Below are 19,103 nucleotides of genomic sequence, written 5' to 3' on the forward strand. Positions count from 1 at the left end.
CCCTTCCCCCGGCCCCCGCACCAACGCCACCAAGGCTTCACTGGGTTCTCCCCCCCGTTGGCGATCGCCCTTTTCCAACACTTGTCCACAGCTATGCTGCCAATTCTCCAGCGCCACCCTCGCCAATTCCCCCATGGGCACCCCAGGATTCCCCAAACCCTGGGCCACCAGGTCGGTAATTTCCCTAAACCCAGGCAAATTTAAAATTTCCGCCAGCCCAGCAAAAATTTCTGTTTGCGTCCCCAACGTTGCCCGCAATGTTTCCTGGTCTCTCCCCGCTAACGCAGTGCTAATCTCCGTCAATCCCTGGGCAACATCCACCTCAAACAACGACGCCACAATGTCCACCCCCAAATCCGCCGAGCTGGGCAAAAACTGTTCCCCCGCCGCCAGATGCTCCCCCAACTGTTCCTCAATGGCCGCAATCACCGGCAACCCCTGCTCCAAAACCTCACTATGGTCCAACTGCCCCGTTTCAATCTGGGTGGTGAGGGCTTGTTTCAGGTGGTCAAACCCTGCCAATAGCAGTCCCTCCATGGTTTCATCCACCACCACCGCATCGTTATACAACGCCTTGAAAATATCCTCCAGTCGGTGGGCTAACTCCTCAATGGCCGGCAGTTGCACACTGGCCGCTCCCCCCTTAATGGAATGGGCTGCCCGCATAATGCCATGGATCTGGGCTGGTGTTCTCTCCCCCCTCAACTCCAGCAAGCTCATTTCAATCACACTGAGCAATTCCGGTGCTTCTTCAATGAAAAACTGGTAGGCGTGGTCACGGATATCGGAGTTGAGCATGGAGGCAATGGGGGTGTTAGGAGTGGGGCAAAAGGGTGGCAGCTAGCTGTTGCCAATACTGCTGATTGGTTTCCAGTTGCTGGTTATGGCTATTCAGTTGCTGGTTGCTGGCCTTGATGCTGCTGGTCAATTCCCTCGCCTGGGACTGGATGGTCACAATTAAGGCTTCCATGGCCGCCGTTGCCTCCGCCGATTGGGCCGCCAAGCTCCGCACTTCGTCCGCAATGACCGAAAAGCCCCTACCTTCTTCCCCGGCCCGGGCCGCTTCAATAGATGCTTTCAGCGCCAACAGATGGGTCTGGGCCGCAAATTGTCGAATCAAGTTAATCGCATTGGCAATTTCCTGGGTGGAACTATCCAGATTTTCCAGTTGTTCCCCCGTGGTGGCCATGGTTGACCGCACACTACGCATGGTCTGCAGGCTCTCCGCTTGCCCCTGGCTAATCTGCCCGGACAGCACAGCCCGCTGGTCCTTTGATGGTTGGTTCTCGCTCGCAATGGTGGGCATATCAGGCATAGCAATTGTCAGGTATGGGTTTTATGGGTTCGTTATCCGTCGGTCAAATCATTGCACTTTGAATTGTTTGACCGCCTCTTGCAATGACTGGGCCACCGCCAACAGCTCTTTAAAAGTGGCAGATACGCCACTGGCTTCGCTGGAGTTTTTGTCCGCAATCTGGGCCACCAGGGCCATGGTTTGAGTCACCGATTCACTGGTTTGGGACTGTTCAATGGCCGCTGAGGTGATAGCTTCCACCAAGCCACTAATCTGGGCACTCACCGCCGTGATTTGGTTCAAGCTCCGCCTTGTTTCTTCCACCAGTTTGGTACCTGCCACTACCTGTTCTGTGCCCGCTTCCATGGCATTCACCACTTCATTCGTTTCCGCCTGAATTGTAGCCACCAGTTGGGAAATTTCCGCCGTTGCTTCTGCTGATTGCCTTGCCAGGGAACGCACTTCATCGGCTACCACAGCAAACCCCCGCCCCTCTTCACCGGCATGGGCTGCTTCGATGGCGGCATTGAGGGCTAGGAGGTTGGTTTGGTCGGCAAAGCTACCGATTAGGTTCACCACTTTGGAAATTTTTTGGGATGATTCCCCCAACCGTTTCACCTGCTTGGCGGTGGCGGCCACTGTCTCCCGAATTGCCATAATCCCATCCACAGTGCGGTTCATGGCATCTTCCCCCTGGTCTACGGTTTGGGTCGCCCGTTGTACCGCCGATTCTGCTTGGGCAGCATTTTCTGCCACTGCTTGGATGGATTTATTCATGGCCTGCAGTCGTTCCAGGGCTTCCGCCACATCTGAGGCCTGTCGGTTGGCTTGCTGGGCTAGTTGCCGCACTGCCACTTCGTTAGTGTCAGTAGTCTCGGTAAATTGACTGGCGGCGGTTTGAACTTGGGTCACAATGCGCCGCAGGCTTTCAATGGTTGCATTGTAGGAATCGGCGATCGTGCCAATTTCGTCCTCGGTGACATGGGCCCGGATGGTTAAGTCGCCCCGGCTGACGGGGTCCACTTCCATTAGCAATTCCAAGGCCCGCTTTTGCATTTTTTCGCGCATTTGCCGTTGTTCTACTTCGGCTATTTTTTGTTGGGCTAGTAGGTCGGAGCGTTCTAGGGCTAACCCCACCTGCACGGTCAATTGGCCAAATAAATCGATTTCATTTTGGTGCCAGTCCCTGGGCCCGGAGCATTGGTGGGCAATGAGTAGTCCGAGCAGGTTGCCTTTGTAATTGATGGGAGCGACTAAGTTAGCTTTGACTTCAAAGGGTTTGAGTTGGCCAATGTGGCAAGGAGTTAAGCCAGCGTTGTAAATATCCCTGGTGGCCTGGATGCGCCCCGAACGGTATTTTTCCACATAACTATCAGCAAAGCAGGGGTCGGCAATGGTGGCTCCTAGGGCTTTGGGATATCCTTCTGCTACGGATTCCACAATTACTGTGCCGGCCCAGGTGGCATCGAATCGATAGACAATCACCCGATCCGCTTTGAGTGCGAGGCGGATTGCTTGGGCGGCGATGTCAAAAACCTGCTCGCTGTTGATGGCGGCGGAAATTTTTAGGGTCAATTCTTTGAGGATTTGGGCTTGTTGGGCGCTCTCGTTACGTTCCTGGATCAGGTTGGCCCGGTCCAGAGTGGTCTGTAGTTCTTCAGTTAACTGTTGGAGAAATTGTCTTTCCCTCATTTCCCACTGGTGGGGACGTTGGCAATGGTGGGCCATGAGCAGTCCGAGGGGGTAGTTATCCCGGTAGAGGGGCACTGTCAAGCTCGCTTTGACTTGGTGTTGCTCTAACCATTGGCGGTGGCTGCTACTGATACTGGCGCTGTCAGTGTCGTTGATGGCGACAATCTGGGAAGGAATATCTTCCTGGGCCCAGGGATGGGGGTCTTTGTTGTCAATTAAGCCTTGGGTGGCCAAGTCCAAAGCCTGTACTACCATGGCTTCCGACTGATAGCGGGGATGGTAGTAAAACACTAACCGCTCACAACCAAACAGGGCCCTGGCTTGGTCGAGATTCTTCTGAATTACGCCTTGGATTTCGTCAATGTCGGAAAGATTGGCCCGGGAAAGTTCAGTCAATAGTTCTGATTGTTTGAGGGATAAATCCTGCTGATGGCGCAATTTTTGAACCTGGGCACTGAGGGCGTCAATGGTTTGGTCGGCGATCGCCAATTCATCACCGGCCATGGCCGGGGGTTGGTCTAGATTCCGGTGGGAATACTTTGCTTTCGATGCCAGGGCAGTTTGGGCTTTGGTATTTTCCCCCACCATCCAATAGGCCACGAAGGCTGCCCCCACAGCAGTCACCAGTAGCCCGATCAAAATCTGGTCGCGGATTTGTTTAGTAGTGGATTCCTTCACCTGTTCTTCCATGGGAGGAACCTGGAGCCGGTCCACGCTGCTGAGATTTAGCCCCCCAATCACCCCAGCAGGGACCAGGCCAATTAACAGAGCTATCAACACCGCCTTATTGCGGAGGGAAAGTCCCCCACCTTGGGCAGATGGCTGGGTTGGGGTAGACGTCGGGCTCAAACTATCTGGGTCGGCGATCGCCATGAGGGGAGCCAACGGTTGCATGGGGGGTAACTCCACTTTGGGCAAACTGATCGGCGATGGTGGAGTCAACTCCGCTGCCGATTGGGTCAGGGCCGCCAGGGCGTCGGTGTCAATGACTGGGTTGGAGCTAGTGGCAACACCTTCTAGAGCGGCGCTTTCTTCCACCAAGGCCTGGGCCATGAACTGGGCCCCATCTACCCCCGGTTCCTCAGCTAACTTTTCTAGGGAAACCAACGTCTCTGCCTCAGTTCCATTGCCTGCATCATCACCATTAATGCCATTTTCCTTGCCATCCACGAACCAATCCAGGGCATCCCCCGCCTTCTTTTCGTCCTCTCCATCCACGGCGGTAAAAGCACCGCTATTTACTGGCAATTCATCCTGGGCTTCGGAGGTTTCCGTCAACTCAGCAAAGAGGACATCATCAAGGGGCTCACCACTGCCTAAGGGTTGGACAGCATCAGGGCGGCGATCGGAGGAAGGAGTTTGGGTCATGGTTAGAATTTACCAGTTAGGTAAAATGGGCAGAAAAGGGGCGACATCAGTACCTCCAGCAAAGCAATTAAGCTTGGGCTGAAGGAGCCACCTTAAAGTCTAAGAAGAGAGATACAAGCACTAAAAACAAAACTGTAATTGTCTCATTCCTAGTTAGCTTGCTGATTGAGCTAAAATTCCAGTCAAAAGTGTAGAAAATTTAGCCAATAGTTAGCAAATTGATCGATTGACTCGTTTAAAAAATTCAATAAAAATCAATAAAAGTTAATTAGGAGCAATCTGGGTGGTGGCCATGAGGCGGCCTACTATGGCCTGGGCATCCAATACCACATACATCACCCCTGGGGGGCTGACCCAAAATCCCCGCACATAGGGTGCAAGGTCAGAACTAATGCTGGCGGCGGGGGGAGATTGGATTTGATCCGTTTCACACCAGGTAATGTCCTTCACCTCTGTGACCACCAGTCCCAACATCTGACTGCGTTGACCTGGCGATCGCCTGCCTCCGCTGGGATCAAGGTCGAAGGGTACACCTCCATTTAAAATAATAACCCGATAGTTGGTGCGGGAACCGGATTGGAGGTGCCAAGGAGTTAGCCCCAAAAAGGCGCCAAAATCAATCACCCAGAGCACTTCTCCCCGCCAATTATGGACCCCCATAGTCCAAGGAGGCATGTGGGGGATGGGGGTAATCTGCCCCAGGGGCACCGTCAGAATCTCCGTTAACTGGAACAGAGGCAAAATCAAGTTGGTGTCTGGTTCAAGTACAAATTGTAAAAACTGCTGGCGGGGGACTTGGATGTCACCCAGCATGGCGTTGGAGGAAAAGGTGTTGGCTGGCAAAACAGTTGCTCCTAGAAATTGCCCCAGGGGGACCGGAAAAATCAACAAGCTTTAGTAATAGATAATTTGCCCATCGGCTGAGAAAATTAATTGGTTAGCCGGAGAAAATTAACGGGAAAGCATCGCGTGGGAAAGTTTAGATAAATTGTTTGATTACTGTGTTGAACTCCTCCTGATCAATGGGTTTAGTAATATAGGCATCCGCCCCTTGGCGTTTACCCCAAAATTTATCCATATCCGTGGCCTTAGTGGAACAGAGGATGACTGGAATACTTTTAGTTTGGTCTTTGTCTTTCAATTCTCGACAAATTTCAAAACCACTGCGCCCCGGCAGCACAATATCCAAAATAATGACGTCGGGCACTGCCTGGGACAATTTTTCCAAGGCTTCTTCGCCACTGATGGCGGTGGTGACGTTAATGCCTAACTTCTGACAAAAATCACTGATAATTGAACGTTCTGTGGAGGAATCGTCAATAATAAGTGCGCTGCCCATAATGTTGCCTCGGTGCTTGATTAATCGAAAAGTGAACAATAAATAGTAAACAGTTATAAATCCTAAACCAAACCACAAAAGTATTGGCTCAGAATTAAGACAGACTCCGCAATTTTTCAGAGCTGCCTCCGGTCAAGTTATTCCACTGGCACCGATGCCTGCTCTTGGAGGTGTTTTTTGATAGTTTGCAGAACCATGTCGGGGTTGACGGGCTTACTCAAAAAATCGGTGGAGCCGACCATTTTGGCCCGCACCCGATCAACAATGCCGTCATTGCCGGTAAGGATGACAATGGGAGTACTTTTAAAAATGGATAATTTACGCAACTGTCCACAAATTTCGTAGCCGTTAGCATTGGGCATCACCAAATCGAGGAAAATTAAATCCGGTTTACGGGCTAAAAGAATGGCGATCGCCCGTAGCGGATCATTAACTCCCACAAACCGATACCCGGCTGTGGTGAGGATTTTTTCCATGGTCTGACAAATCAGGGGACTGTCATCCACACAGGCGATCAGGGGGCCACTGGGCCCATCGGGCTGGGCCACCACTCCCCTCACTGGCGGAGCAATGGGCGGCGGCAAATCGGGAATTTTAATTAACTCCACCAATCCCAACTGCAGATAGGGTAATAGGGAAGTGGTTACACTCAGCACATCCCGCTTCATACGCACCGACAAATCCCGTAGGGACTGATTCCCGTCCAGCAATTGCTTGAGGGTTTGGTACACCTGGGGAGTGGTGCGTTGTTGCAACTGTTCCGCCTGGCGAATGATGGGGGCGGCATTGGGGGAGCGGTCCGCAATCTTGGCCCCCTGCCATTTGCTCCATAACTGTTGGGACTCGGCAATCATCTGGTCTGCGTCAATCAACACCAACCTTGTGGAAAGCAAATTATCCTGGCGCAGATCACAGGCCACCTCCATGGATTGGGTAATGTCGAACAATACTTCTACCACCGTGGCCCGAATGAGTCGGGCGGCCTGTTCCCTCGTGACCTTCTGTTGGGCTACCCAGTGGCAGAGCAGTTGGTACTCCCAGCAAATTTGTAAATCCTGGGGATCAATGCTAGCTAAATCTGTTTGCACAGAGGCTAAGTTAGCAGCAATTTGAGGCAGGTAAGAAGCAATTTGCCGACGCCAACGCCGGACAGCATGACGCCCTCCGGTGGCATACATAATGCGGCCTAGATAAAGATAGAACGACCACTGTTCCCCCGTTGCAGTGGAAAGGATTAGTTGCCCGCTAAAACGGGGTTGCTTCAGCCCATCGAAGAAACTGGCCTGTCGGGAGGCGGTGAATTCTTGAATTGGAACTGAGTGGGAGGAGGGAGTGGGAGCTGTCATTTAATCAAAGGGGGAGGCAGGTCAACAGCAGGATGGAGGGGGGGGGCATACTTATAGCTTGCCCTGAAAGGGGTGTGGATCGCCAAAGTACGCAAGAAAACTTCATCGACCTTACCAGGCCGACTTTGGCAAAAGCTTTTGTATTAGCCATTATCGCACAATCTTAAATGGGATTACCAGAATTGATCCCTGCCATCAACGGCATAAATGCGGTACAAAAAAGAGACAATTGCTAAGGCAAACTTCCCCAGACACCATGATCCCAGCTTCCCTTCGTCTGCACTACCAAGTGGCGATGCCAACTCCCCAGACCCACTACTTTTCCGTGGATTTCCACATTCAAGGTTTCACTGCTTCTGTACTAGAACTGAAATTTCCCGTCTGGACACCGGGGTCCTATCTGGTAAGAGAATATGAGCGCCATTTGCAGGACTTCCAAGCCCGGAGTCTAACCGGTGGTGAATACTTGGAACACCAAAAATTGGGTAAGGCCCATTGGGCCATTGCCTGTGGAGAGGAAGAAAATATTGCCATTTCCTACCGTATTTATGCCGATGAATTAACCGTCAGAACCAATCATTTGGACTATAGTCATGGTTTCTTTACCGGGGCGGCATTGTTTTTCTACCTGCCAGGACACACCGATGTCCCCCTAACCTTAACCGTTGTTCCCCCCGAACCGACTTGGGCGATCGCCACGGCCCTGCCCTGTAAGGCAACGGATTTGACCACGGGGGCAAAAACTTTCCATGCCCAGAATTTTGACACGTTGGTGGATAGCCCGGTGGAAGTGGGTATCCATCAGGATTACGCCTTTGAAGTCCAGGGTAAAGAGCACCATTTTGTAGTCTGGGGCGAAAGCAACTTAGATGGGGAGCAGTTGGTCAAAGATACCCAGAAAATTATTGCCGCGGAAGTGGACCTGTTTGGGACATTGCCCTACGACCATTATTGGTTTTTGCTCCACACATCCAACCAGGGCTATGGCGGTTTAGAGCATAAAGATTCTTGTGTGCTGAACTATGACCGCTTTGGTTTTCGGGATCCGGAAAAATACCAACGATTTTTGCAACTGGTGGCCCACGAATTTTTCCATCTTTGGAACATCAAGCGCATTCGTCCCCAGGCCCTGGAGCAATTTGATTACGACCAGGAAAATTACACGCCTTCCCTCTGGTTTTCCGAAGGCACCACCAGTTACTACGACCTGCTCATTCCCCTCCGGGCCGGACTGTACGATCGCCAGACCTATTTAAAAAATTTGGGCAAAGAAATCACCCGCTACCTGACTACCCCAGGGCGTTTGGTGCAACCCCTAGCCGAATCTAGTTTTGACGCCTGGATCAAACTCTATCGTCGGGATGCCAATGGCGATAACAGCCAAATGTCCTATTACTTGAAGGGGGAATTGGTGACTTTGATGCTGGATTTGCTCATTCGGGAACGACACCAAAATCAACGTTCCTTTGATGACGTTTTACAGACCATGTGGTATGTGTTTGGCCGGGAAGAAATTGGTTTTACCCCAGCACAATTGCAAGCAGTGATTACTAAAGTAGCGGACACGGACTTAACCGAATTTTTCCACACCTATCTCCACACCACGGCGGAACTTCCCCTCAACGATTACCTGCAACCCTTTGGTCTCTGTATTAAACCGGTGCAGGAAGATTTACCCCCCTATTTGGGCATTAAAGTTAAATCGGAGGCTGGCCAGGAAAAAATCACCTTTGTGGCTGCCCATTCCCCCGCCGCCATGGCTGGCATTAGCCCCCAGGATTTGTTGCTGGCGATCAATGGTGTTCGGGTTGGGGCCGAACAGCTTTCCCTACGGCTGAAAGACTACCAAGCCAATGATATGATTCAGTTAACGGTGTTTCATCAGGATCTTTTGCGGACGGTGGATGTGGTGCTGGCATCTCCCCAAGCAAACCGTTATGAAGTGGTGCCCATCGCCGACCCCTCGGACAGCCAACTTCAAAATCTGGCGGGCTGGCTGGGTGAATCCTAATGCCCTGGAAAACACGGGTAGCACATTATTCCCCTTTGGATGACTGGGGTTAAGTCCAGGGAGTACAAGTCTTTTTTTTGATTTTCTGATGCACAAGTTTTTGCCGATCGCCTACTTTGAAGATAAGTTTGTCCCGTTTGAGGATGCCAAAATATCCGTTGCTACCCATGCCCTCCACTATGGGACGGCGGCCTTTGGGGGTTTACGGGGCATTCCCGACCCTGAAGATCCGGGCACCATTCTACTATTTCGCCTGGACCGCCACGGCGATCGCCTGAGTAAGAGTGCCAAGTTTTTGCACTACGACATCAGTGCGGAAAAAATCAAGGAAGTTATTGTTGATTTCGTCAAGAAAAATCAGCCCGATAAATCCTTTTACATCCGCCCGTTGGTGTACAGTTCCGGTCTGGGCATTGCCCCCCGCCTGCACAATCTGGAGAAAGATTTCCTCGTTTACGGCTTGGAAATGGGGGATTACCTGGCCGCCGATGGGGTTAATTGCCGCATCAGTTCCTGGTACCGCCAGGAGGACCGTAGTTTTCCGTTGCGGGGCAAAATTAGCGCTGCCTACATTACCTCTGCTTTAGCCAAAACGGAAGCGGTGGAATCGGGCTTTGATGAAGCCATTTTGATGAATTCCCAGGGTAAGGTCTGTGAAGCCACCGGCATGAATATTTTCATGGTGCGCCAGGGGCAAATTATTACCCCTGGTAATGAGCAGGACATCCTCGAAGGGATTACCAGGGACAGCATTCTCACCATTGCGGCGGATTTGGGTATCCCCACCTGCCAGCGGCCCATTGATAAATCGGAGTTGATGATTGCTGATGAAGTCTTTTTGAGCGGTACTGCGGCAAAAATCACCCCGGTTAAACGGATTGAAAACTTCACCCTCGGTGGCGATCGCCCGATTACGGAAAAGTTACGCTCTGTATTGACAGCGGTGACGGAAAATCGGGAACCCAAATATCAAGATTGGGTGTTTAAAATTCCCCTGAATGGCTAATTCTTACCGGCAAAATTAGTCTATTTATCCTAAGTTTAAAAAATTTAGAGTTTAACCCATGTTGGATCAAAGCCAAGTTCAAAAAATTGCCCACCTGGCCCGTTTGGACATTACCCCAGAGGAAGAAAGTCAATTTGCTTCCCAGCTCAGCAGTATTTTGGACTACTTTGACCAATTGAGTGAACTGCCCACCGAAGGAGTGGAACCCACCACCAGAGCCATCGAGTTGAGCAATATTGTCCGGGGCGATCGCCAGATTAGTTGGGACGGAGACAATGCGGCCACCACCCGACAAGCCCTGCTGGACAACGCACCAGAACCGGAGGGAGACTTTTTTCGAGTCCCCCGTATTATGGGCGGTGACGACGCCTAATTGAGTCTGGTTACTGAGTAGGGATTAAGGTTCTTTCCCTTCCCCCTTGGCCGACTTGCCTAGGGAGCCTGCCAAATTTTTTCGTGATAGGCTGTGGGCTCAATGTAAGTATCGATCCATTCCCCATGGCTGTGGCCGTGGTCGTGACCATGGTGGTGATGCCCATGCCCATGGGAATGGCCGTGATCATGACTGTGGCCATGGCCTTGGCTTTTAAAAGCAAGGCGAAACTTACAGGCCTCACAATTCATGGCTACCTGCCCCAATTGGGTTTCAATTTCCCGTTCCCGCACCAACGCCAATAACTCCGGTTGAATGCCCATTTCCGCCAGGGACTGAACTTCAATCTCCGGGAAAGCGGCCCGTTGCTCCTCCGTGATGGTGAAAATTTTCTTCACCAAAGCCCCCATGAACAAAAAGTAGGGCAAAACAATAATGCGCTTGGGCTGATATAACCTAGCTCGACGGAACCCCTCTTCTAAGCGGGGATGGCTAATGCCAATGAAACAGGTTTCCACGGTTTGGTAACCACTGCCTTCCCAGAGCATGCGGGCCATTTTATACACATCACCGTTGGCATCGGGATCGCTGGAACCCCGACCCACAAACAACAGCACCGTATCTTGGCGGTCAATACCCCTGGGGTTGGCCTCGGGACTATCTAACTGACTCAACCGAGCCTTCCACAAATCAAGAATGGCTGGGGTAATGCCAAAATGACGACCGTAGGAAAAATTAATCTGGGGATGGGCTTCGCGGCTGCGGTCTAGCTCATTGGTCACATCGAATTTGTTATGGCGGGCCGCAAAGAGCAAAATGGGCAGGGCAGAAATTTCCCTAAAGCCCTGGTCCACACATTGCTGTACTCCAGCCTGGATATTGGGCTCCGTCAACTCCAAAAAACAGGGGATCACCGGGCGGGAATGGTCCAATGCTTGGTACTGGGTGACAAAATCTAAAAACGTTTGGCGACCGTCTTCGTCCCTCGTACCGTGGCCAATCATCAGTAGGGGTCTTTGGTAGGGCAGGGGGGGAAGCTCAAGCTCAGGAAAAAGGGAAACAGAGGCGGGCACACTGGTTAAGGTCATTAGAATGATTGACTGATAAATAACAAAAAAGTCGAGCTAGGCCCACCGCATCCAGGGAAGTTTAGGGGATCGCTGAAGAAGTATCACAACGGACAGCATCCAGGCCTAGACGGGACAACCGGCATAGCAATTGCGGTAAGTTGATTGGGCGGATTTGACCCCAGCCATGGCTCATTATGCCAGGGTTACTTGGTACTGGACTATGCCCAGGGAGAGCATCAGCGCCACCAAGCTCAACTGTTTTCCACTGGGGCGAAGATGTTTAAGCTTTTGGGCAGACATTTCACCTCCACTGGAGTAGTACCAATGATTTCACCATCAACGACAATTTTTTGCGGGGGGTTGGTTGTAACTTTAATCCTTTCTCCATAGAGATGCACCACGTTTTCATTGTCGGTGGGATTTTTTGACAGGGCGGAGGTGAAGAGGTTGGTTACCACCCGCAGACCCTGCAACGCTGTTTGACTACTGGCCACGGTGATATCGAGCAATCCATCGGTGAAAGATACCTGCCCTGCTCCCTGGGCAAAGACGGAAGTGGGAGGGGCCGCATTGGCGATCGTAATGGCGCTGGCTTCCATGGTGGTGGTTTCCGAATCAATTTCGATCTGGGCTTCAAACAATTCCTGTTCCCTAGCCTGTTGAATACCCGCAAAAATGTAGGCCATTACCCCCAAATTATTTTTTAGTTCCCGGTCTGCTTTCTCCACCATTTCCGCTTCAAAGCCGACCCCCGCCAACAAAAGCATGGGAATGTCATTGCACAGTGCTGTATCTACGACCTTGGTAATGCCCCGGTTGATGGTTTCACAGGCCCCGACAATTTGGGTAGGAATGCCCAGGGCCACGGAAAAAGCATTGGCGGTACCCCGGGGAATAATACCAAGAGGAATGCCGGTGTCGATCAGGGCGGCTGCTACGCCGGATACGGTGCCATCACCACCGGAGGCAATGATAAAGCTGTCCCCTTCTCCATTGGAGTGCTCATTGGCAGATTTGATTGTTTTAACAATTTCCCTGGCCTGGTCGGTAACGTTTATATCCGCACTAGTAAAAATAATTTTGAGATTAATTTCCGACTGTAAATGCTCTTTAATTAAATCTAGTTCCCGTTCCACATTGCCCTGCCCTGCCACGGGATTAAAAATTAGATGGCCAGTTTTAGTTTTACCCAATAGTTTAATTACTGCTTTGGCGGTGGCTAAATTAATGGCCAGGGGAACGTTGTACACTTCACAAAGTCGCAATAGGGGCCGGATATCTGGCTCGTGGGGTTGGGCATAGAGGGGATCAATGAGGAAAATGACAGCAGCAATGGTCCCATCGATAATTTTGGTAGCAATTTGGGTGTCGCCCCCCAGGGCCCCATGGGAAACGGTTTCCACGGCTAAGCCGGTTTTGTTGCTTACCAATTCCCCCGTTTGGCCAGTGGCGATGAGGTCATAGCGAGAGAAAAGGGATTTGTGTTGTTGGACAAAATTAACCAGAGCGTCTTTTTTGTTGTCGTGGGCAATGAGGGCTATCTGGGCGGCCATGGTGTTTCCCGATGGTGGAATGGAGAGTTGGAGAGTTACTTTAAATTCATAGGTTCAGATTCACAATGGTAATGGAAACAGCCTTTAGCCGTATGGATTTGGTTCAGTCGCCGGTTATTCCGGTGGTGGGACAGTGGATTGCCGATTCCCCAGGCACAATTTCCCTCGGCCAAGGGGTGGCTTTTTACCCTCCCCCGGAAGAGGTGGCCGTGGCAGTAAGGGAAAGTCTGGGACAGGCTCCTTTGCACCAGTATCAGCCAGTGGCGGGCATACCAAGCTTAATTTCTGCTTTAACGGAAAAGTTACAACGGGACAATGGTATCCATGTGTCCTCGGCCCAGGCGGTGGTGGTGACGGCCGGGGCCAATATGGGCTTTTTAAATGCAGTGCTGGCTATTACGGAGGTGGGAGATGAAATTATTCTCAATACTCCGTACTACTTCAACCATGAAATGGCCGTCAGAATTGCGGGATGTCGGCCAGTGTTGGTGCCCACCAATGATCAGTATCAACTCCAACCGGATCTCATTGCCCAGGCGATCGCCCCCCGGACGAGGGCGGTGGTGACCATTTCCCCCAATAATCCCACCGGAGCTGTTTATCCAGAGGCGGATTTACGGGCGGTGAACCAACTTTGCCGGGAGCGGGGCATCTACCATATCCATGACGAAGCCTACGATTATTTTGCCTACGACCAAACCCCGATTTTTTCCCCTGGGGCCATGCTGGGGAGTGGCAGCCATACCATTTCCCTCTATAGCTTTTCCAAAGCCTATGGCATGGCTGGTTGGCGAGTTGGTTATATGGTCATTCCCCAGGAGCTATTGCTAGCGGTCAAAAAAATTCAGGACACCAATCTGATCTGCCCGGTGGTGGTTTCCCAATATGCGGCCCTTGCTTGTTTACAGGTGGGCAAGGCTTATTCAGCACAATTTTTACCGGAGATGGCCGCCTGTCGCCAACAATTACTGGCAGTATTGAGTCAATTGTCTGACCGCTGTCGTTTAGTGGTGCCCCAGGGAGCTTTTTACTGTTTGCTGGAGGTTGATAGCCCCTTGACGGATTTAGAGCTAGTGAAAAGGTTAATTGATGAGTTTAAGGTGGCGGTGCTACCTGGCTCTACCTTTGGCATAGAAACTGGTTGCTATCTCCGCATTGCCTATGGTGCTCTGCGGCGGGACACGGCCAGCACTGCCATGGCCAGATTGGAGCAGGGGTTAAAACATATCTGTTGAACGATGCCATCCCCACGCTAGGGCGGCCTATAACCAGGCATTTCCCCATCTGCCTACGAATGTTTGATTTTGTCCGGGCTTAAGGATTGTTCTGGGTTTTTTGCGGCAAATTTCTCGCTTTGTAGAACAGTTCTAAACTTTGGCGATCGCCGACGTAACGCCAATGCCAAGGTTCGTAGGCAATGCCCTGGGGATTATCCGGGGGGAAAGATAGTTCAAAGCTGTATTTGGCTGCATTATTTTCTAACCAATCAAAAGCTTTGGTTTGGGCAAAGGTTTCGCTTAAATGGGTCGCTTGGGCACTACCATCACCGATATCCACCGCATAGCCAGTGTGATGTTCGCTATAACCGGGGGGCGCACTGACTTCGGCCCGCTGACGGGCTTCCTGATTGCGCTGTTGTTTGATAGCAAAAAAAAGTTGTTCCTGCTCAGTCACAGTGCGAAAGGCGGAAATGGGCACTAGGGAAATGCCTTGGGCCTTCGCGTCCCGCTGCATACGCAAAAATTGATCAGCGGCAGCCTGGCGTAACTTTAAGCGACCGTCGGGGGTGATATTTTTCAGGTCTCCCAGGGGCGCTTCTTCATAGGGCAGGTGCCCCAATAGATTATCAATGGGGGTTGCCGTGGGGGTAGGGCTCGGTTCCGTCACTACTTCCGGCGCGGGCTGGGGCCTGGGCCACAGGGCCAACAACGTTAGTAAAGCCAGAATGATGATCCCCAAACCGGCCGCAATTAATTTCAGCGGTGGGGGGGACAAGGCTTGGGACTGGGGCGGCTCCACTGGACTGTCCCGAATTACTTCCGGGATGTCATCCTGGTTGACGTTAAAGGAAGATTTTGGTTTATTACCCATGCAGTTGGCGATCGTTGCGGCTCAATGCTTGGCCCCATTGTGCCAGACAATGTCTGGGTTCTTCCATAGCCCCGTCATCAGTTTTTCTGCTCAACTACTTGGCCCCCAAATCCACCGCTAGGCGATGGGCACAGGCAAAACCAGAAAAGGCAACGGCGTTTAAACCTTGCCCCGGAAAGGTGCTGTCTCCGACGCAATATAACCCCGGTATGGCGGTGCGGTTAAAGGGCATGGGCAGTAAACCCGGTAAGCGACGGCGGGGAATGGGGCCGTAGGTGCCATTTTGTCGGCCTAGAAAGCGGCGGTGACTGCGGGGAGTGCCGATTTCCATATAATCTAGCGCTCGGTCCAGGCCGGGAAAAATGGCTTCCAGGCGGTCAATTAATTTACCAGCATCAGCTTCTTTTTTGGCTGCATATTCCTGCGGGGAAAGATTTTGCCAGGGTTCGAGCCAACTGGGGGTGAAGCTGTGGATGATGTGGTAACCGTCCGGAGCTAAGCTGGGGTCCAGGAGGGTGGGAATGGAGACAAAAATGGTGCCTTGTTCCTTTTCCAAATCGTCCCAATTCTCCAACAAAATATGGTGGCATTCTGTGCCGGTGGGTAATAAATCCGCTGCGACTCCCAGATGTAAACTCAGGAAACTGGGGGACTGTTGGTAATTTTTGCGCCACCGTTTTTCCTTCCCAGGTAGGGGCTGATCTGTCATCAATGACCCGAACGTGTCCCAGCGGGTAGCATTGGAGACAATGCGGCGGCCATAAATTTTTTCGCCGTTGGCCAGTTCCACCCCGATCGCCTGGTTATTTTCTTGGATGATTTTAGTTACCCTAGCGCCGTAGCGAATTTTGCCACCGAATTTTTCCAGTCCGGTCACTAAACTTTCAGCAATTTTGCCCACGCCCCCCTTGGGATAGTTAATGCCCCCATAATGGCGATCGGAAAAGACCATGCCAGCATTGATCATGGGGGTTAAATCCGCCGGTACCACCGACCAGCAGTAACATTCCATATCGATAAATTTCAGCAAATCCGGGTCTTGGATGTGGCGGCGGGCAATGTCTCCCACATTTTTGGGTAAATATTTCACTAGACCCAAGCAGGCCCCTGGATGCTGAAAAAATACCCGCATCAGGTAACGGGGTTCCTCCAGGGAAAGTAATTCCATGGCATTGAGGCAGTTAAAAACTTGCCAACATTCATCATAAAAGCGGCGGATACCCTGGGCTTCCTGGGGAAATTTGGCAATTAACTCTTGTAAAAAAGCTTCGTACTCCCGATGAACTTTGAGGTCTAGTCCTCCCGGCAAATGGTAATGGATTTGCACTGGGTCGGGGAGAGTTTCCAGGGATTGCCCAACAGCAGCTAAAGCCCTAGTGAGCAAATTGGTGGTGCCCCGATCGCCAAAGCCAAAAATCATCGAGGCCCCCACATCGAAGCGGTAACCCTCCCGCTCAAAGTAGCCCGCACTGCCGCCGGGAATAAGGTAACGTTCCAACACCAACACCTGTAAACCCTTGGAGGCCAACTGGGTGGCGGTGACCAATCCCCCAATGCCAGAGCCAATTACTATTGCGTCGTAGGAAGGGGAAACAGTCATGGTTTCTTGGTCGGGTTAGGTTAAGGCAAAAGGTTGAGGATGCAACAACGGAGCAATCCAACTAATCAGTTTAAGGTTTTGCCGCAAAAAAAACAGGGAGCACCCGATCGCCGAGCCACCCCCTACTGAATCCTTGAGAAGAGAACACTGTGGAATCACTATACAGATTAATGAAAATAATTGTCAATACTGTCAAGGAAATTTTTAGTCCACCATGGTTGGCCTTGTTTTCCAGGGTTGCACCAAAGACTGGGCCAAGGCGATCGCCCGCTGGAGTAAATCAGGATAATCTTCCAAGTGAATGGGGGCAAGGGGATCCTTTTGTCTAGCCTCCGCCTCCTGTAATACCGGGGCAATGAGGGCGCGGGCCCCACCACCAAAGGCAACGCCGTTAACTATGGATTTTTTCCCATGAACCCAAAGATTATCATCATTTAGCTTGGTGATGGTGTGGCCATTGGTGCCGCCGGCCAACTGCACAAACCCCGGCAAATCAGATTTTAAAACCTGGTCAGCATAGTGGAGGCAAAGATGGGTAGTGCCCCGGCCAATGTCCCCGCTCATGGGGCGTCCATCGGTTTGCCAAATTAGGGGAATCGTCAATTGCCCCAGCCAATTTGCAATACTCTGCAAATACTGCACCGCCTGGCCATGGTACGGACAACTAATGGCGATCGCCTGGAGTTGGGGCAAAACCGGTTGCAAATTCTGCCAAAGCTGTTGAAATTGCTCGCTGTGGCCCACCTGGGTATGGATTTCCAAGGCAGCGATTTGTCCCGATTCCAACCAAGGGAGCAGGCTAGCCACCGTTGCTTGATGAGAATATGTAGTAATAATTCCCCGGGGACAGATGGGTACACAGCGGCCGCAACCGTAACATTTTTCCGCCCACACCCCTGTGGAGGCAACGTCATCACTACTATTGGCGATCGCCCAGGCAGGACAAACCAGAGCACAGGGCCGGGGACAATCCGGAGGGCATTTTTGAGGGTCAAACTGGGCTTTGCGGAAATGGGGGTCTTCCCCATCATTTAGGCTGACCATTAACCAAGGGGGCTCGGATAGGCGTTCAAACCGCTCAAGTTGATGAGCGGGGGAATGGGCTAATGACAAAGCCACTCCAATGCCTTCCTGGGCTACCCGCACCACCGCCGGATCCGCCGCTAAGTCAATGCAGTTCACCCCCACCAATGTGTAGACCAGGGCTAAATTCCGAATAGCAGTTAAATCCTGATAACTAGCCCCACAAATCAACTTTACCCAGCGTCCTTGCTCCAGGGATTGCCTAGGGCCTGGGTATTGCTGGGCCGGGGAATTGTGTATTTTCCCAGGGATAATTGAAATTTTGCTACTTGTCACAGAACCAAAGCACTCCCTGGCACGTCAACCATGCCTAGAGCAATTCACGGAAACGTTTAGGGTAAACTATATCCTACAACTGAGTTCGAGAACCTTCTGCTGTCGGGCGGATAGTGGAAGCAAAAGTAAAATGCCTGTGGATTCGGTCTGACTAGGTTTAGCCTGTCAAAAGTCTAAACCCGGTTAAGAGGAGTAGAAACAGGAATCTCCGTTCCTGCCGATGGGTTTGGAGGGAGAACGTCCACAGTCCCAGGGGCGGTACAGATAGTTTTCTTGTTCCGACATTGGGTAAAATTGCTCGCGGGAAATCTTTTCCACGCCTCAAATTTGAGTAAGTTTAATTTGATTTGGCCATTGCTGTAACAGCCGGAACCGCCTGGGGAAACTGGGTTATGCCGCGGTTTTCCCATGGGGGCGCAGAGAAGTCCACCTATCCTTGTTTTGCCATTTTGCCCATGTCTAGCACCGACATTAGTCAGCTCCAACCCGCCGATAAAAGGGACGTAATTGTTTACCAACCCTATTACCCGGACAAAAACAAACAGAAGTTATTGCCCTTGGCCCTTGGTCTTTATCAATTGGGCCAGGTGGAAGGGGCCCGGCGCATTGAGGGGGGAGAAAATCTTTCCTTTGTGGCCACTTGGTTTGTGTCCCGCCTCCCGTCGGAATTGACTCGGTGTCGTATGCAATTCGATGGCCAGGCAGATTTGAGTTATGAAATGACTGTGCTCAATTCTGAGTTTATGGATTATCTGATCGACCTAATTGCGGGATACGAGGAGAGTAAAAATATTGACTTTCCGCAAAATTTCTACCGTAAGCTTTTACGGCTGGATGATGCCTCGGCCGTTTAGTCAGTCATAGTAGTGCGTGCCATTAGTCCTGGGCAATGGGGCTTAAGTTATGCGGGAGCATACTGTGACCATGGCCATTGGGTATCGATCAAGCCAGTTTTTTAACAATGCCGTCGCTAAATTAATCGAAATAGCCCAGCAGTCAAA

The 19,103-nt window shown here is 51.5% G+C and carries 16 protein-coding genes; 5 read left to right on the forward strand and 11 right to left on the reverse strand.

Annotation, left to right across the window (positions count from 1 at the left end):
* The 6 genes from IQ217_RS15135 to IQ217_RS15160 form a co-directional block, all read right to left on the reverse strand.
* Window positions 1-798, reverse strand: a 798-nt coding sequence (locus IQ217_RS15135) for an Hpt domain-containing protein (protein ID WP_194020584.1), incomplete at its 3' end; no start/stop codon positions are given.
* 16 nt (window positions 799-814) lie between these two features.
* Window positions 815-1,315 (reverse strand): methyl-accepting chemotaxis protein, encoded by a 501-nt coding sequence (locus tag IQ217_RS15140; RefSeq protein WP_228017328.1) that lies wholly within the window; start codon window positions 1,313-1,315, stop codon window positions 815-817.
* Window positions 1,316-1,363: 48 nt separating this feature from the next.
* Window positions 1,364-4,354 carry a methyl-accepting chemotaxis protein gene (locus IQ217_RS15145; RefSeq protein WP_194020585.1) on the reverse strand — a complete coding sequence of 997 codons (2,991 nt, stop codon included), beginning with the start codon at window positions 4,352-4,354 and terminating at the stop codon, window positions 1,364-1,366.
* A gap of 264 nt (window positions 4,355-4,618) precedes the next feature.
* The gene (locus IQ217_RS15150; protein ID WP_228016806.1) at window positions 4,619-5,197 is read right to left on the reverse strand and encodes a chemotaxis protein CheW; all 579 of its coding nucleotides are present in this window, start codon (window positions 5,195-5,197) and stop codon (window positions 4,619-4,621) included.
* A 136-nt stretch (window positions 5,198-5,333) separates the two neighbouring features.
* Window positions 5,334-5,693 carry a response regulator transcription factor gene (locus IQ217_RS15155; RefSeq protein WP_190599552.1) on the reverse strand — a complete coding sequence of 120 codons (360 nt, stop codon included), beginning with the start codon at window positions 5,691-5,693 and terminating at the stop codon, window positions 5,334-5,336.
* 137 nt (window positions 5,694-5,830) lie between these two features.
* The gene (locus IQ217_RS15160; protein WP_194020586.1) at window positions 5,831-7,039 is read right to left on the reverse strand and encodes a response regulator; all 1,209 of its coding nucleotides are present in this window, start codon (window positions 7,037-7,039) and stop codon (window positions 5,831-5,833) included.
* A 256-nt stretch (window positions 7,040-7,295) separates the two neighbouring features.
* Here IQ217_RS15160 and IQ217_RS15165 point away from each other — a divergent pair, with 256 nt between their 5' ends.
* From IQ217_RS15165 to gatC, 3 genes are all read left to right on the forward strand, one after another.
* Window positions 7,296-9,050: a M61 family metallopeptidase gene (locus tag IQ217_RS15165; protein ID WP_194020587.1), complete on the forward strand. Its 1,755-nt coding sequence runs from the start codon at window positions 7,296-7,298 to the stop codon at window positions 9,048-9,050.
* Between the two features lie 88 nt (window positions 9,051-9,138).
* Window positions 9,139-10,056 carry a branched-chain amino acid transaminase gene (locus IQ217_RS15170; RefSeq protein ID WP_190599555.1) on the forward strand — a complete coding sequence of 306 codons (918 nt, stop codon included), beginning with the start codon at window positions 9,139-9,141 and terminating at the stop codon, window positions 10,054-10,056.
* A 58-nt stretch (window positions 10,057-10,114) separates the two neighbouring features.
* Window positions 10,115-10,429, forward strand: coding sequence for an Asp-tRNA(Asn)/Glu-tRNA(Gln) amidotransferase subunit GatC (gene gatC, locus IQ217_RS15175; RefSeq protein WP_190599556.1), 315 nt, complete (start codon window positions 10,115-10,117; stop codon window positions 10,427-10,429).
* A gap of 59 nt (window positions 10,430-10,488) precedes the next feature.
* On the opposite strand, the gene IQ217_RS15180 is transcribed toward gatC, so the two are convergent.
* Together IQ217_RS15180 and mgsA are read right to left on the reverse strand one after the other, a co-directional pair.
* Window positions 10,489-11,517, reverse strand: a complete 1,029-nt coding sequence (locus IQ217_RS15180) for a sirohydrochlorin chelatase (protein ID WP_194020588.1) — start codon at window positions 11,515-11,517, stop codon at window positions 10,489-10,491.
* Between the two features lie 233 nt (window positions 11,518-11,750).
* Entirely contained in the window at window positions 11,751-13,052 is a 1,302-nt protein-coding gene (gene mgsA, locus IQ217_RS15185; RefSeq protein ID WP_194020589.1) for a methylglyoxal synthase, read from the reverse strand.
* Window positions 13,053-13,117: 65 nt separating this feature from the next.
* Between mgsA and IQ217_RS15190 the strand changes: the two genes are divergently transcribed.
* Complete coding sequence (locus tag IQ217_RS15190; RefSeq protein ID WP_194020590.1) at window positions 13,118-14,287, forward strand: pyridoxal phosphate-dependent aminotransferase; 1,170 nt, start codon at window positions 13,118-13,120, stop codon at window positions 14,285-14,287.
* A 79-nt stretch (window positions 14,288-14,366) separates the two neighbouring features.
* Here the strand turns inward: IQ217_RS15190 and IQ217_RS15195 are convergent, their stop codons facing one another.
* From IQ217_RS15195 to ldpA, 3 genes are all read right to left on the reverse strand, one after another.
* Window positions 14,367-15,143, reverse strand: coding sequence for a M15 family metallopeptidase (locus IQ217_RS15195; RefSeq protein WP_194020591.1), 777 nt, complete (start codon window positions 15,141-15,143; stop codon window positions 14,367-14,369).
* A gap of 94 nt (window positions 15,144-15,237) precedes the next feature.
* Window positions 15,238-16,743 (reverse strand): carotenoid isomerase, encoded by a 1,506-nt coding sequence (gene crtH, locus IQ217_RS15200; protein ID WP_194020592.1) that lies wholly within the window; start codon window positions 16,741-16,743, stop codon window positions 15,238-15,240.
* 204 nt (window positions 16,744-16,947) lie between these two features.
* Complete coding sequence (gene ldpA, locus IQ217_RS15205; protein WP_338116560.1) at window positions 16,948-18,102, reverse strand: circadian clock protein LdpA; 1,155 nt, start codon at window positions 18,100-18,102, stop codon at window positions 16,948-16,950.
* Window positions 18,103-18,494: 392 nt separating this feature from the next.
* Between ldpA and ebsA the strand changes: the two genes are divergently transcribed.
* Window positions 18,495-18,956, forward strand: a complete 462-nt coding sequence (gene ebsA / locus IQ217_RS15210) for a type IV pilus biogenesis protein EbsA (protein WP_420826696.1) — start codon at window positions 18,495-18,497, stop codon at window positions 18,954-18,956.
* Window positions 18,957-19,103 lie beyond the last annotated feature (147 nt).

This window comes from Synechocystis salina LEGE 00031, from assembly GCF_015207985.1.
Taxonomy (GTDB): domain Bacteria; phylum Cyanobacteriota; class Cyanobacteriia; order Cyanobacteriales; family Microcystaceae; genus Synechocystis; species Synechocystis salina.

Coding starts and splice junctions, on each gene's coding strand:
- IQ217_RS15160 (WP_194020586.1), bottom strand. CDS start 7,039: ATGACAGCTCCCACTCCCTCCTCCCACTCAGTTCCAATTCAAGAATTC.
- crtH (WP_194020592.1), bottom strand. CDS start 16,743: ATGACTGTTTCCCCTTCCTACGACGCAATAGTAATTGGCTCTGGCATT.
- IQ217_RS15145 (WP_194020585.1), bottom strand. CDS start 4,354: ATGACCCAAACTCCTTCCTCCGATCGCCGCCCTGATGCTGTCCAACCC.
- IQ217_RS15170 (WP_190599555.1), top strand. CDS start 9,139: ATGCACAAGTTTTTGCCGATCGCCTACTTTGAAGATAAGTTTGTCCCG.
- IQ217_RS15195 (WP_194020591.1), bottom strand. CDS start 15,143: ATGGGTAATAAACCAAAATCTTCCTTTAACGTCAACCAGGATGACATC.
- IQ217_RS15165 (WP_194020587.1), top strand. CDS start 7,296: ATGATCCCAGCTTCCCTTCGTCTGCACTACCAAGTGGCGATGCCAACT.
- gatC (WP_190599556.1), top strand. CDS start 10,115: ATGTTGGATCAAAGCCAAGTTCAAAAAATTGCCCACCTGGCCCGTTTG.
- mgsA (WP_194020589.1), bottom strand. CDS start 13,052: ATGGCCGCCCAGATAGCCCTCATTGCCCACGACAACAAAAAAGACGCT.
- ebsA (WP_420826696.1), top strand. CDS start 18,495: ATGCCGCGGTTTTCCCATGGGGGCGCAGAGAAGTCCACCTATCCTTGT.
- IQ217_RS15190 (WP_194020590.1), top strand. CDS start 13,118: ATGGTAATGGAAACAGCCTTTAGCCGTATGGATTTGGTTCAGTCGCCG.
- IQ217_RS15155 (WP_190599552.1), bottom strand. CDS start 5,693: ATGGGCAGCGCACTTATTATTGACGATTCCTCCACAGAACGTTCAATT.
- IQ217_RS15140 (WP_228017328.1), bottom strand. CDS start 1,315: ATGCCTGATATGCCCACCATTGCGAGCGAGAACCAACCATCAAAGGAC.
- IQ217_RS15180 (WP_194020588.1), bottom strand. CDS start 11,517: ATGACCTTAACCAGTGTGCCCGCCTCTGTTTCCCTTTTTCCTGAGCTT.